The following is a 12,635-nucleotide window of genomic DNA, read 5'->3' as shown; positions in this document are numbered from 1 at the left end:
CAGCGCCACAGGAGCAGTGACAGACGTGAGCACCGACGACCTTCCCCTCGTGACGACCGGCGGCTGCGGCGACGGCTGCGGCTGCGGCGCGGAGCACGACGAGGAGTACCTGGAGTGCGGGCTCGACCCCGTGCTCGCCGAGCTGCTGGCCGCGGCCGGGCTCGACCCGGTCGAGGTCGAGGACATCGCCACCGTGGCGATCCAGGAGGACCTGGCCGGCGGGGTGGACGTGACCACGGTCGCGACCATCTCCGAGGAGGCCGTGGCCACCGGTGACTTCACCGCCCGCGAGGCGGGCGTCGTGGCCGGGCTGCGGGTCGCCGAGGCCGTGCTCTCCGTGGTCTGCACGGACGAGTTCGAGGTCGAGCGGCACGTGGAGGACGGCGACCGGGTCGAGGCCGGGCAGCAGCTGCTGTCCGTCACCACCCGCACCCGCGATCTGCTCACCGCCGAGCGCGGCGCGCTGAACCTGCTGTGCCGGCTGTCCGGCATCGCGACCGCGACGCGCGCGTGGGCGGACGCCCTGGAGGGCACGAAGGCCAAGGTCCGCGACACCCGCAAGACGACCCCGGGCCTGCGCGCCCTGGAGAAGTTCGCGGTCCGCGCGGGCGGCGGCGTCAACCACCGCATGTCCCTGTCGGACGCGGCCCTCGTCAAGGACAACCACGTGGTCGCCGCCGGCGGCGTCGCCGAGGCGTTCAAGGCCGTACGGGAGTCCTTCCCGGACGTGCCGATCGAGGTCGAGGTCGACACGCTGCACCAGCTGCGCGAGGTCGTGGAGGCGGGCGCCGACCTGATCCTGCTGGACAACTTCACGCCCGGCGAGTGCGCCGAGGCCGTCGGCATCGTGGACGGCCGGGCGCTCCTGGAGGCCTCCGGCCGCCTGACGCTCGCCACCGCGCGCGCCTACGCCGACACGGGCGTCGACTTCCTCGCCGTCGGCGCGCTCACCCACTCCTCGCCGATCCTGGACATCGGCCTGGACCTGCGGGAGGCGGAGTAACGGCCATGCTGCTCACGATCGACGTCGGCAACACGCAAACCGTCCTCGGCCTGTTCGACGGCGAGGACATCGTGGAGCACTGGCGCATCTCCACCGACGCCCGGCGCACCGCCGACGAACTGGCGGTGCTGCTCCAGGGCCTGATGGGCATGCACCCGCTGCTCGGCGACGAACTGGGCGACGGCATCGACGGGATAGCGATCTGCGCCACCGTCCCGTCGGTCCTGCACGAGCTGCGCGAGGTCACCCGGCGCTACTACGGCGACGTCCCCGCGGTGCTGGTCGAGCCGGGCGTCAAGACCGGCGTGCCCATCCTCACCGACAACCCCAAGGAGGTCGGCGCCGACCGCATCGTCAACTCGGTGGCGGCGGTGGACATGTACGGCGGTCCGGCGATCGTGGTCGACTTCGGTACGGCGACCACCTTCGACGCGATCTCCGCGCGCGGTGAGTACGTGGGCGGGGTCATCGCCCCCGGCATCGAGATCTCCGTCGACGCGCTGGGCGTCAAGGGCGCCCAGCTGCGCAAGATCGAGGTCGCCCGGCCGCGCAGCGTGATCGGCAAGAACACGGTCGAGGCCATGCAGGCGGGCATCGTGTACGGCTTCGCGGGCCAGGTCGACGGCGTGGTGGGCCGGATGGCGCGCGAACTGGCGGACGACCCGGACGACGTGACGGTGATCGCGACGGGCGGGCTGGCGCCGATGGTGCTCGGCGAGGCGTCGGTGATCGACGAGCACCAGCCGTGGCTGACGCTGATCGGGCTGCGGCTGGTGTACGAGCGGAACGTGTCGCGGCTCTAGGGATGTGACGGGGCTTGGGCCGAACGTGTCGTGGCTTTCGAGGGAAACCCCCGCGACACATCATCCCGTTGTGTCACTTTTGTCCGATTAGCGGTAGCGTCGCCGCATGCCCACGCCATACGGATCCCGCGGCGGCATGGCGTTCGGCGCGGAGGAGCTGCGTGTGCTCCGCCGCGCCCTCGCCCTCGCCCTTCACCCCGGCCGCACGTCCGCCGAGGACGTACAGGACTGCCTCCGGCTCGCCGAGTCGCTCGACGAGGCGATCCACGAGGGGGTGAGACTGCGCGCCTTCCTGCTGGCCGATCTGGACCGCTACCGGGCCGCGCTGCCCGGTACCGCGGCGGGCTACTTCGCTCTTCTGGAGGAGGCGCTGGGCGCCGCGTACCGGCCGGTACCGGACGATCTCGCGGCACTGCGGGCACTGCGCGGGAACCCGCGGGCGGCGGCGCTGCTGGAGCGCTGCCGGGCGCTGGCGGAACAGGATGTACGGGCCCGCTTCGCCCAGGGCGCGCGCAGGGTCCCGGCGCCGATGGTGCCGCCCGCGCGGACGCGCCTGCTGGCCCTGTCGGGCGGCGCGGCCCGCGCGTCGCAGGACGCCGACAAGCAGCCCCCCAAGCCCGCCCCGAAGCCGTCCCCCGCGGAGCGTCCCGACCCCGCCGCCCCCAAGCGCCCCATCCCCACCCCCGGCGAGGTCTTCCCCCGCCGCAAGCCCCCGGCCGCGCCGCAGCAACTGGTCTGCTGACGCGGCCCGGAGATCCGCCCGCTTCGGCCGGCACCGGCGGAACCCGCGCCTGACGGCGAGCGTCCCGCCGCTGCCGGCCGGTCACGTCCTTCCCGGCCGCTCCGTCCGGGGCGCGTCCGCCCGGCGGAGCCACCCGGAGGAGTGCCGCCGACAGGCCGTACCGGAGGAGTGCCGCCGACAGGCCGTAGCTCCGGGTTCTGGCCCCCGGCGGGCGACCGCGGGCGCGTCGTGGCTGGTCGCGCGGTTCCCCGCGCCTTCCGGGCACGCGATGCCACCGCGGGGACGTCCGGTCCGGCCACTCGCCACCCCTCGGCCCACCCCCACCCCGCCCGATTCGCCCGGTAGGGCATGGCTACTCTGGTCGCATGGACTATGTCTCCGCGCTTGTGCCCCCGGTCGTGATGGCCGTGTTCTTCATCGGTGTGGTCCGGGTGATCGTGAAGACCCAGGGTGGGGCGGCCAAGGCCAAGGAGGACGCCGCGGTCGACGCCGCGCTCGCACGGGCGGAGGCGGCGCGCGGCGGGTCCGCCGCGGCCGACGTCTGAGCGGACCCGAGGGATCGTCGCGGCCCGGGGGAGAGTCCCGCTTTCCCCCGGGCCGCCCTTTTTGCCCGGGTTCGTAACGTTCCGCCACGTCCGGCACGCCATCGCCCGGATCTCCCACTATTGTTCTGAGCTGTGCCTCGCCCCTTGGGAGAACTCGAAGACGCGGTCATGACGCGGGTGTGGAAGTGGAACCGCCCGGTGACCGTTCGAGAAGTCCTGGAAGACCTCCAGCAGGAACGGACCATCGCGTACACCACCGTGATGACGGTTTTGGACAATCTCCATCAGAAGGGCTGGGTCCGCCGCGAGGCGGAAGGCCGGGCCTATCGATATGAGGCCGTCTCCACCCGCGCCGCCTACGCCGCCGCTCTCATGAACGACGCCTGGTCGCAGAGCGACAACCCCGCCGCCGCACTCGTCGCGTTCTTCGGGATGATGAGCGAGGAACAGCGCCAGGCCCTTCAGGACGCCGTGCGCATCGTCCAGGGACCGGAAACCCGGCAAGCCCCCGAAGCCGCGGAACCGCGACCCGTACGAGCGGAGCAACCGGAGAACCCGGAGAACCCCGGCTCGGCGGAGGGCACCGCCGGGCGATAGCGTCCGCTCATGTCCGCAGAGCGCCCCGAAGTCTCCGCAAAAGCCATCACGGTCCGCCGGGCCAGGACCGGCGATGTGCCGGCCGTGCGCCACCTCCTCGACGCCTACGTCCAGGGCCGCATCCTGCTCGACAAAGCCACGGTCACGCTTTACGAGGACATCCAGGAGTTCTGGGTCGCGGAACGGGACGACAACGCCGAGGTCGTCGGCTGCGGCGCGCTGCACGTCATGTGGGAGGACCTCGCGGAAGTCCGCACTCTCGCGGTGAAGCCCGGCCTCAAGGGCGCGGGCGTGGGCCATCAGTTGCTGGAGAAGTTGCTGCACACGGCACGCTGGCTCGGTGTTCGCCGGGTTTTCTGTCTCACCTTCGAAGTCGACTTCTTCGGGAAGCACGGCTTCGTCGAGATCGGTGAGACACCGGTCGACACCGATGTCTACGCGGAGCTCCTGCGTTCCTATGACGAGGGTGTCGCGGAGTTCCTCGGACTCGAACGAGTGAAACCGAACACCTTGGGCAACAGCCGGATGCTTCTGCATCTGTGACCGTCTTTGCCCGGTGACTATGCGCGGTGCCCTATGTCCGAAACGCGCATCTTTCCGGCCCCTGGGCCCTCCTCAGCTCTCTCCCAGGGGTTTGTGTTTTTCCCGCAAAAGCGGTTTGCTTTCCGACGTACTGCAGTACTGCATATATCAGGGGCGGCGAAACGGGCGGACGCGCGCACCCTGACCTCAACGTTATCGATGAAAGGAAATCCGGTGGCACAGAAGGTTCAGGTCCTTCTTGTCGACGACCTCGACGGCGGCGAGGCGGACGAGACGGTGACGTTCGCGTTGGACGGCAAGACGTACGAGATCGACCTCACGACCGCCAATGCGGACAAGCTGCGCGGCCTTCTCGACCCTTATGTCAAGGGCGGTCGTCGTACCGGTGGCCGTGCCGCCCAGGGACGTGGAAAGGCGCGCACCGCCTCCAGCGGCAACCAGGACACCGCGGCGATCCGCGCCTGGGCCAAGGAGAACGGCATGGACGTCAACGACCGCGGCCGTGTCCCCGCCTCCATCCGCGAGGCGTACGAGAAGGCCAACGGCTGACCAGCCGAATCGGTCGAATATCGGTACGACAATCAGTACGGCGCTACGGCGAGACCGGCACCCCGCCGCATTCCCGCCGCAGCCGGACCCGGTGACACCACGACGCCACCGTGTCCACCAGCCGTACGAGATCTGGGGCGCTCCCCTCGCGTCCCGTACGCGGCATCGCGGGCAGCGAGGCATCGGCCTCGCACCCCGGCTCAGGGGGCCGCAGCCACACGGCGGCCCCCTTCAGGCTCCCGGGCGGCGGCTGCGGCCCGCCGGGCGGCAGCGGCGCCTCCATGACGCCCCCCGCCCCCAGGACCCGCAGATCGAGCGCCACCGCGCCCCATTCCAGCCAGTCCAGCAGCCCCGGCACCTCCTCGGCGCCGCCCGCGGCCACCAGCAGCCGCATGCGGTCGCCCCGCAGGGCCACCGGCGAACCCGGCGCGAGATGCCGCAGTGCCCGCGCGCCCGCCTCGGCCGGCACGTCCAGGACGTCGAAGCGCAGCCCGGTCGGCAGCCCCGGCGGGGGCCCGGGCACGGTCGCCCAGCCCAGCTCGTCCTCGTACCAGCGGCGCGCCTCGCGCCAGGGGCCCGCCCCGTGCGCCCGCGCGCCGGGCGCTCCCGGTTCGACGGGGCGGCGGGGAAGGGGGACCGTGGAGGTCGTGGCGACCGTGCCAGTCATGCCGGGTGCAACCGGCGGGACAGGCGGCGAGTTACGCTGAGTGCCCCACCGATCGCACAACGTGCCGAAAAGGGGAGCACTCGGTGGTGGGGGGAGCCGCAAGGTTGTTCGCCCATAGCGGAGGGAACCGGTGCGCTCGGCATGGAGTGTCCGTCTCTGCGGGTAAGACATGCCTAGTGGGAGGGGGCGACGTGCGGGCGCGGCGGCCTCCCGTTCGCCATCGGCGTAGTGGCGAGTGGGGTAACTGCCTGGCCTGCGGGAACATCGTCTCGCACCATCGGGTTGGAGCAGATGTCGGCGTTCGGGGTCAGGAGGCCAAGGACGGTGTCGGCAGTTGGAATGAGCGGTCCCCGCTTGCGGGACTAAGCTGCGGAAGGACAGGGAGGGGAAGTTCCCCCCACTGCCTGACCGCTCTGAGGAGCGATTAACGATGTTCGAGAGGTTCACCGACCGCGCGCGGCGGGTTGTCGTCCTGGCTCAGGAAGAAGCCCGGATGCTCAACCACAACTACATCGGCACCGAGCACATCCTCCTGGGTCTCATCCACGAGGGCGAAGGTGTCGCCGCTAAGGCCCTGGAGAGCCTCGGCATTTCGCTCGAGGCGGTCCGTCAGCAGGTGGAGGAGATCATCGGTCAGGGCCAGCAGGCCCCGTCCGGGCACATCCCCTTCACCCCCCGTGCCAAGAAGGTCCTGGAGCTGTCGCTCCGCGAGGCCCTTCAGCTGGGCCACAACTACATCGGCACGGAGCACATCCTGCTCGGCCTGATCCGTGAGGGCGAGGGCGTCGCCGCCCAGGTCCTGGTCAAGCTGGGTGCCGACCTCAACCGGGTGCGGCAGCAGGTCATCCAGCTGCTCTCCGGTTACCAGGGCAAGGAGACCGCCACCGCCGGCGGCCCGGCCGAGGGCACCCCCTCGACGTCCCTGGTCCTGGACCAGTTCGGCCGGAACCTCACCCAGGCCGCCCGTGAATCCAAGCTCGACCCGGTCATCGGGCGCGAGAAGGAGATCGAGCGGGTCATGCAGGTGCTGTCCCGCCGTACCAAGAACAACCCGGTGCTGATCGGTGAGCCCGGCGTCGGCAAGACCGCCGTCGTGGAGGGCCTCGCCCAGGCCATCGTCAAGGGCGAGGTGCCCGAGACGCTGAAGGACAAGCACCTCTACACGCTGGACCTCGGCGCCCTGGTCGCCGGCTCCCGCTACCGCGGTGACTTCGAGGAGCGCCTGAAGAAGGTCCTCAAGGAGATCCGCACCCGCGGCGACATCATCCTGTTCATCGACGAGCTGCACACGCTGGTCGGTGCGGGTGCCGCCGAGGGCGCCATCGACGCGGCCTCCATCCTCAAGCCGATGCTGGCCCGCGGTGAACTCCAGACCATCGGTGCGACCACGCTGGACGAGTACCGCAAGCACCTGGAGAAGGACGCGGCCCTGGAGCGCCGCTTCCAGCCCATCCAGGTCGCCGAGCCGTCCCTGCCGCACACCATCGAGATCCTCAAGGGCCTGCGCGACCGGTACGAGGCGCACCACCGCGTCTCGATCACCGACGAGGCGCTGGTCCAGGCCGCCACCCTGGCCGACCGCTACATCTCGGACCGCTTCCTGCCGGACAAGGCCATCGACCTGATCGACGAGGCCGGCTCCCGGATGCGCATCCGCCGGATGACCGCGCCGCCGGACCTCCGCGAGTTCGACGAGAAGATCGCCGGCGTCCGCCGGGACAAGGAGTCCGCGATCGACTCGCAGGACTTCGAGAAGGCCGCCTCGCTGCGCGACAAGGAGAAGCAGCTCCTGGCCGCCAAGGCCAAGCGCGAGAAGGAGTGGAAGGCCGGCGACATGGACGTCGTCGCCGAGGTCGACGGCGAGCTGATCGCCGAGGTCCTCGCCACGGCCACCGGCATCCCGGTCTTCAAGCTGACCGAGGAGGAGTCCTCCCGCCTGCTGCGCATGGAGGACGAGCTGCACAAGCGGGTCATCGGCCAGGTCGACGCCGTCAAGGCGCTGTCCAAGGCGATCCGCCGTACGCGTGCCGGTCTGAAGGACCCGAAGCGCCCCGGTGGCTCGTTCATCTTCGCCGGCCCGTCCGGTGTCGGTAAGACCGAGCTGTCCAAGGCGCTCGCCGAGTTCCTCTTCGGCGACGAGGACGCGCTGATCTCCCTCGACATGTCGGAGTTCAGCGAGAAGCACACGGTCTCCCGTCTCTTCGGTTCGCCCCCCGGCTACGTGGGCTACGAAGAGGGCGGCCAGCTCACCGAGAAGGTGCGCCGCAAGCCGTTCTCCGTCGTCCTGTTCGACGAGGTCGAGAAGGCCCACCCGGACATCTTCAACTCGCTGCTGCAGATCCTGGAGGACGGTCGCCTGACCGACTCCCAGGGCCGGGTCGTGGACTTCAAGAACACGGTCATCATCATGACGACCAACCTCGGCACCCGGGACATCTCCAAGGGCTTCAACCTGGGCTTCGCGGCCTCGGGTGACACGAAGACCAACTACGAGCGCATGAAGAACAAGGTCCAGGACGAGCTCAAGCAGCACTTCCGGCCCGAGTTCCTCAACCGCGTCGACGACGTGGTCGTCTTCCCGCAGCTGACGCAGGAGGACATCCTGCGGATCGTCGACCTGATGATCGGCAAGGTGGACGAGCGCCTGAAGGACCGGGACATGGGCATCGAGCTCTCCCAGTCCGCCAAGGAACTGCTGTCCAAGCGGGGCTACGACCCGGTGCTGGGCGCCCGGCCGCTGCGCCGCACGATCCAGCGCGAGATCGAGGACAGCCTCTCCGAGAAGATCCTCTTCGGGGAGCTGCGCCCCGGCCACATCGTGGTCGTGGACACGGAGGGCGAGGGCGAGAACGCGACCTTCACCTTCCGCGGTGAGGAGAAGTCCGCCCTGCCGGACGCCCCCCCGATCGAACAGGCCGCCGGCGGCGGCCCGAACCTGAGCAAGGACGCGTAAGTCCGCGACGCTCCCACCTGAAGGGGCCGGTGCTTTTGGCACCGGCCCCTTTCGGCTTTTCCCGCGGCGGGTTCGGAATGGATCCGAACGAGAGGACCTAAGAGAGCTGGCCGTTGTAGTCCGGCAGCTTGAAGGTCTGGTCGGCGTGGCCGCCGGACAGGTCGGTGGGGCTGTTGCCGATGTTGGCGATGATGTCGTAGCCCTTGTTCTCGATGGCGACGCGCTGGGCCGTCTTGTAGTCGGCGACGTTCTTGAAGAGGTCGAACAGGCCGCGCACGTAGATGCCGGAGACCTGGTAGCCGTCGTACTCCAGGTTCCACTTCGTGGGCGCCTCGATGATGCCCGGGCGGGCGGTCACGAAGAAGAGGGCGACGCCGTGGTTCTGGGCGTACCGGGCGACGTCCAACACCGGCTTGTCGGCCTTCTGGGGGACCGCGAAGCCCAGGTCGGTGTCCAGCGTGGTGTTGTCGATGTCGAAGACGATGGCCTGCTTCTCGCCCGGCTTCGCGGCGGCGATGCGCTGCTCCAGGTACGGCAGGGCCTGGTCCATGACCGTCTGGCAGTCGTTCTGCCAGGTGGCGAAGTCGACCTTGCCGGTCGTGGCGCTCGCGGCCGCGGTGGTGGCCGGGGCCGCGGTGGCGTCCGCCGCTCGGGCCGGGGCGGCCACGGCGGCCAGCGCGGCCACGGAGACGGCGGTCACGGTGAGGCGGCGCGCCAGGGGGCTGGTCATCGGTGGGGGTTCCTCTCACGTCACGTACGCGGTGCCGGATGGCAGGTGCATGATCTGTGGTGCGGATGGCGTGAGGGGAACCGTAGGGTTACCGGACGGTAGGTGGATAGGGGCCTGCGTCACATTCACGGCCCCGCCGATGCGCGAAGCCGGTGACATGCCGCACAGGCGATTTGTCCCTTACTAGCCCTGATAGTGTGATCCTTCGGGTGGGTAAAGGGTGGGCAAAGGGGGCGTAGATCCTCGGTTTCCGCCGGAAACAGGCAGTTCACGGCGGGGGATGCCGGGTAGGCGCGGGGGCTGTCAAGACGATGGGTGGTTTTCGGCTCATCTACTACCGGACGCCGTAGATGCACCGCTTTCGCCCGGATGGGGCGATCGGTTACCAAGGGATGGCCGCCGCGGCGAACACCTGTCCGCCGGGCGGCCGATCTGTCCCCGAGTTCACGAGGTCTCGATGTCCAAGCGCTTCACGTTCCGTGCCACCCGTACGTCCTCGCTCCGTACCCGCGCCGCCTTCCTGGCCGCCGGTGTCGCTGTCCCGGTCGTGCTGGGCGCCGGAGTCGCGAGCGCCGCTCCGTCGGCGGCCTCCTGGGTCGACCCGGTGAAGAAGTACTCGCTCTCCGCGGGCTTCAACCAGTCCGGCGCCCACTGGGTCGCCAAGCACAGCGGCCAGGACTTCGCCGTGTCCACCGGCACCGAGGTCTTCGCCGTGCACGGCGGCACCGTCGTCAAGGCCGGCCCGAACGGCGCCGGTGACGGTCCCGCGTACGGCAACGCCATCGTGATCAAGCACGAGAACGGCGTCTACTCCCAGTACGCGCACCTGTCCCGCGTCGACGTCAAGATCGGCCAGAAGGTGAAGACCGGCCAGCACATCGCCCTGTCCGGCTCCACCGGCAACTCCACGGGTCCCCACCTGCACTTCGAGATCCGTACGACCCCGAACTACGGCTCCGCCCTCAACCCGGTGCCCTTCCTGAAGAGCAAGGGCGTCCGCGTCTGAGCCGAGCGGGCCGTACGAACCGCCGAGTGAGCTGTCCGAGCCGTCCGGGTCGAGCGAGTCGACACGGGCGGCTCAGTCGTCCGCGTGGGCGTGCTGGTGGGCCTGGGTGACCAGGTCCAGGGCGACCTCCAGCACGGCCTGGCGGCGCTTCTCCACGTCGCCCACCAGGTCCTGCATCACGAACATCCCGGCGTGCAGCGTGAACATCGCGCTGAGCGAGCGCACCTGGTCGACCAGCTCGGCGTCCGGGTCCATCAGTATGTCCCGCAGGTCGTGCATGCGGTCCTTGAAGGTCTCGCCGATGCGCAGCTCCCGCACCGTCGCCTGGTTCTCCTGCATGAAGCGGAAGAGCGGCTCCGCGTGCGAGAGCGCCTCGCTGTAGCGCCGCAGGATCTCCTGCTTCGTCTCCAGGGTGTGCGGCTGGCCGCGACCCCACTCGATCAGGCCGGCGATCGGCTGCGTCAGGTCCTCGAAGAGGCTGACGATGATCTCTTCCTTGGTCTTGAAGTGGTAGTACAGGGCCGCCTTGGTGACGTCGAGGCGCTCGGCGATCTCGCGCAGCGAGGTCTTCTCGTAGCCCTGCTCGGCGAAGAGTTCGAGCGCGACGTCCTGGATGCGCTGGCGGGTGTTGCCGCGGCGCTGCTGCTTGGTGCCGTCCATGGTGACGCCCATCCTCGTACTCCTCGCGCTCCTGCGGAAACTTACTTGACGCCCGGCTAGTTTGCCCTCTACCTTGCGCAGTGTACTAATTAGCCGGGCGGCAAGTAAGTAGTCGCCGAGGGGGAGTAGGGAAGAGATGGCGGACACAGTGGAAAGCCCCCAGGAGGGCAAGAAACAGCGGAGCGTGCGCGTCGTACTGCTCGCGCTCATGATCGCGATGATGCTCGCGATGCTCGACAACATGATCGTGGGTACGGCGATGCCCACCATCGTCGGCGAGCTGGGCGGCCTAGAGCACCTGTCCTGGGTGGTCACCGGCTACACCCTGGCCACCGCGGCCTCCACCCCGATCTGGGGCAAGCTCGGCGACATGTACGGGCGCAAGGGCGCCTTCCTCAGCTCGATCGTGATCTTCCTGATCGGCTCCGCGCTCAGCGGCATGGCCCAGAACATGGGCGAGCTGATCGGCTTCCGCGCCGTGCAGGGCCTCGGCGCCGGCGGTCTGATGGTCGGCGTCATGGCGATCATCGGTGACCTCGTGCCGCCGCGGGAGCGGGGCAAGTACCAGGGCATGATGGCCGCCGTGATGGCGCTGGCGATGATCGGCGGTCCGCTGGTCGGCGGCACCATCACCGACAACTGGGGCTGGCGCTGGTCCTTCTACATCAACCTGCCGCTCGGCGCGGTCGCGCTGGTCCTGGTCACCGCGGTGCTGCACCTGCCGCGCAAGCGGGCCAAGGCGGGCATCGACTACCTCGGGGTCGCGCTGCTGACCATCGGCATCACCTCGATCGTGCTGGTCACCACCTGGGGCGGCAGCGAGTACGCCTGGACGTCCGCGCGGATCATGGAGCTCATCGCCATCGGCGTGGTCGCGCTGGCCGGGTTCGTGTTCTGGCAGACGAAGGCCGCCGACCCGGTGCTGCCGCTGCACATCTTCCGCAGCCGCAACTTCACCCTGATGTCCGTGATCGGCTTCATCACCGGCTTCGTGATGTTCGGCGCGACGCTGTTCCTGCCGCTGTACCAGCAGGCGGTGCAGGGCGCGTCGGCGACCAACTCCGGTCTGCTGCTACTGCCGATGCTCGGCGCGATGCTGGTGACGTCGATGGTCGCGGGCCGCGTCACCACCAACACCGGCCGCTACAAGGTGTTCCCGATCGTCGGCGGCGCGCTGATGATCACGGGTCTGTACCTGCTGTCGCTGATGGACACCGGTACGAGCCGCTTCACCTCCGGCGTCTACATGGCCGTCCTCGGCCTCGGCATGGGCTGCCTGATGCAGATCACCATGCTGGTGGCGCAGAACAGCGTGGAGATGAAGGACATGGGCGTCGCGTCCTCGTCCACGACGCTGTTCCGTACGCTCGGCTCCTCGTTCGGTGTCGCCATCATGGGCGCGCTGTTCAACAACAAGGTCAAGGACGTCATGGCCGAGCGGGCCGGTGCGCTGGGCAAGGGCATCACCGAGCAGTCCGCCCAGCTGGACGCCAAGAGCCTGGCGAAGCTGCCGCCGCTGGCCCGTGAGGCCTACCAGCACGCGGTCTCCGCCGGTACGCACTCCGCGTTCCTCCTGGGCGCCGTGATCGCCGTCCTGGTGCTCGTCGGCGCGCTCTTCGTCAAGGAGGTCCCGCTGCGGGGCGGCCCGCAGGCGGCGAAGCCGGAGGTCGCACCGCTGGTCGAGGTCTGACCGAGGCCCCCGTACGACGAAGGCCCCCGGCGGGTGTCCGCCCCGGGGGCCTTCGTCACGTTCGGGGGGTGTGGTGGGGGAGTGGCGGGGGCGGGTGCGGTTCGTCGTCGGGCGCGGGCCGGTGGGGGCATTCGCGCAGTTCCCCGC

At 69.6% G+C, this 12,635-nt stretch carries 13 protein-coding genes; 10 read left to right on the top strand and 3 right to left on the bottom strand.

Annotation, left to right across the window (positions count from 1 at the left end; translation table 11 throughout):
* Nucleotides 1–25: 25 nt before the first annotated feature.
* The 7 genes from nadC (at nt 26) to QHG49_RS15880 (ending at nt 4,782) form a co-directional block, all read left to right on the top strand.
* Entirely contained in the window at nt 26–1,003 is a 978-nt protein-coding gene (gene nadC, locus QHG49_RS15910) for a carboxylating nicotinate-nucleotide diphosphorylase (RefSeq protein WP_145487949.1), read from the top strand.
* A gap of 5 nt (nt 1,004–1,008) precedes the next feature.
* Nucleotides 1,009–1,806, top strand: coding sequence for a type III pantothenate kinase (locus QHG49_RS15905; protein WP_145487947.1), 798 nt, complete (start codon nt 1,009–1,011; stop codon nt 1,804–1,806).
* Between the two features lie 136 nt (nt 1,807–1,942).
* Nucleotides 1,943–2,548 carry a hypothetical protein gene (locus tag QHG49_RS15900; RefSeq protein WP_145488140.1) on the top strand — a complete coding sequence of 202 codons (606 nt, stop codon included), beginning with the start codon at nt 1,943–1,945 and terminating at the stop codon, nt 2,546–2,548.
* A gap of 365 nt (nt 2,549–2,913) precedes the next feature.
* Nucleotides 2,914–3,093: a hypothetical protein gene (locus QHG49_RS15895; RefSeq protein WP_145487945.1), complete on the top strand. Its 180-nt coding sequence runs from the start codon at nt 2,914–2,916 to the stop codon at nt 3,091–3,093.
* A 168-nt stretch (nt 3,094–3,261) separates the two neighbouring features.
* Entirely contained in the window at nt 3,262–3,690 is a 429-nt protein-coding gene (locus tag QHG49_RS15890) for a BlaI/MecI/CopY family transcriptional regulator (protein WP_301492799.1), read from the top strand.
* Nucleotides 3,691–3,699: 9 nt separating this feature from the next.
* A complete protein-coding gene (locus QHG49_RS15885) occupies nt 3,700–4,233 on the top strand; it encodes an amino-acid N-acetyltransferase (protein WP_145487940.1) in 534 nt (177 codons plus the stop codon).
* A 213-nt stretch (nt 4,234–4,446) separates the two neighbouring features.
* On the top strand, nt 4,447–4,782 hold the full coding sequence (locus QHG49_RS15880) for an Lsr2 family protein (protein WP_145487939.1): 336 nt from the start codon (nt 4,447–4,449) through the stop codon (nt 4,780–4,782).
* Nucleotides 4,783–4,825: 43 nt separating this feature from the next.
* Here QHG49_RS15880 and QHG49_RS15875 read toward each other — a convergent pair whose 3' ends face one another.
* The gene (locus QHG49_RS15875; RefSeq protein WP_301490090.1) at nt 4,826–5,449 is read right to left on the bottom strand and encodes an SCO3374 family protein; all 624 of its coding nucleotides are present in this window, start codon (nt 5,447–5,449) and stop codon (nt 4,826–4,828) included.
* A 430-nt stretch (nt 5,450–5,879) separates the two neighbouring features.
* Between QHG49_RS15875 and QHG49_RS15870 the strand changes: the two genes are divergently transcribed.
* Nucleotides 5,880–8,402 carry an ATP-dependent Clp protease ATP-binding subunit gene (locus tag QHG49_RS15870; protein WP_145487935.1) on the top strand — a complete coding sequence of 841 codons (2,523 nt, stop codon included), beginning with the start codon at nt 5,880–5,882 and terminating at the stop codon, nt 8,400–8,402.
* Nucleotides 8,403–8,499: 97 nt separating this feature from the next.
* On the opposite strand, the gene QHG49_RS15865 is transcribed toward QHG49_RS15870, so the two are convergent.
* On the bottom strand, nt 8,500–9,132 hold the full coding sequence (locus tag QHG49_RS15865; protein ID WP_159703730.1) for an HAD family acid phosphatase: 633 nt from the start codon (nt 9,130–9,132) through the stop codon (nt 8,500–8,502).
* A 457-nt stretch (nt 9,133–9,589) separates the two neighbouring features.
* Here QHG49_RS15865 and QHG49_RS15860 point away from each other — a divergent pair, with 457 nt between their 5' ends.
* Complete coding sequence (locus QHG49_RS15860; RefSeq protein ID WP_145487932.1) at nt 9,590–10,138, top strand: M23 family metallopeptidase; 549 nt, start codon at nt 9,590–9,592, stop codon at nt 10,136–10,138.
* Between the two features lie 72 nt (nt 10,139–10,210).
* Here QHG49_RS15860 and QHG49_RS15855 read toward each other — a convergent pair whose 3' ends face one another.
* Entirely contained in the window at nt 10,211–10,810 is a 600-nt protein-coding gene (locus tag QHG49_RS15855) for a TetR/AcrR family transcriptional regulator (RefSeq protein WP_145487930.1), read from the bottom strand.
* Nucleotides 10,811–10,934: 124 nt separating this feature from the next.
* Here QHG49_RS15855 and QHG49_RS15850 point away from each other — a divergent pair, with 124 nt between their 5' ends.
* Complete coding sequence (locus QHG49_RS15850) at nt 10,935–12,488, top strand: MDR family MFS transporter (protein WP_145487929.1); 1,554 nt, start codon at nt 10,935–10,937, stop codon at nt 12,486–12,488.
* The last annotated feature ends 147 nt before the right edge of the window (nt 12,489–12,635 follow it).

Source organism: Streptomyces sp. WP-1, from assembly GCF_030450125.1.
GTDB classification, from domain to species: domain Bacteria; phylum Actinomycetota; class Actinomycetes; order Streptomycetales; family Streptomycetaceae; genus Streptomyces; species Streptomyces incarnatus.
The sequence above is the reverse complement of the archived record's forward strand: the minus strand, read 5'-3'. Positions and strand labels throughout refer to the sequence as shown.

Excerpts from the sequence above, each read along its gene's own strand:
- QHG49_RS15905 (WP_145487947.1), top strand. The coding sequence starts at position 1,009 with ATGCTGCTCACGATCGACGTCGGCAACACGCAAACCGTCCTCGGCCTG.
- QHG49_RS15895 (WP_145487945.1), top strand. The coding sequence starts at position 2,914 with ATGGACTATGTCTCCGCGCTTGTGCCCCCGGTCGTGATGGCCGTGTTC.
- QHG49_RS15885 (WP_145487940.1), top strand. The coding sequence starts at position 3,700 with ATGTCCGCAGAGCGCCCCGAAGTCTCCGCAAAAGCCATCACGGTCCGC.
- QHG49_RS15850 (WP_145487929.1), top strand. The coding sequence starts at position 10,935 with ATGGCGGACACAGTGGAAAGCCCCCAGGAGGGCAAGAAACAGCGGAGC.
- QHG49_RS15870 (WP_145487935.1), top strand. The coding sequence starts at position 5,880 with ATGTTCGAGAGGTTCACCGACCGCGCGCGGCGGGTTGTCGTCCTGGCT.
- QHG49_RS15860 (WP_145487932.1), top strand. The coding sequence starts at position 9,590 with ATGTCCAAGCGCTTCACGTTCCGTGCCACCCGTACGTCCTCGCTCCGT.
- QHG49_RS15890 (WP_301492799.1), top strand. The coding sequence starts at position 3,262 with ATGACGCGGGTGTGGAAGTGGAACCGCCCGGTGACCGTTCGAGAAGTC.
- QHG49_RS15855 (WP_145487930.1), bottom strand. The coding sequence starts at position 10,810 with ATGGGCGTCACCATGGACGGCACCAAGCAGCAGCGCCGCGGCAACACC.
- QHG49_RS15875 (WP_301490090.1), bottom strand. The coding sequence starts at position 5,449 with ATGACTGGCACGGTCGCCACGACCTCCACGGTCCCCCTTCCCCGCCGC.
- QHG49_RS15865 (WP_159703730.1), bottom strand. The coding sequence starts at position 9,132 with ATGACCAGCCCCCTGGCGCGCCGCCTCACCGTGACCGCCGTCTCCGTG.
- QHG49_RS15900 (WP_145488140.1), top strand. The coding sequence starts at position 1,943 with ATGGCGTTCGGCGCGGAGGAGCTGCGTGTGCTCCGCCGCGCCCTCGCC.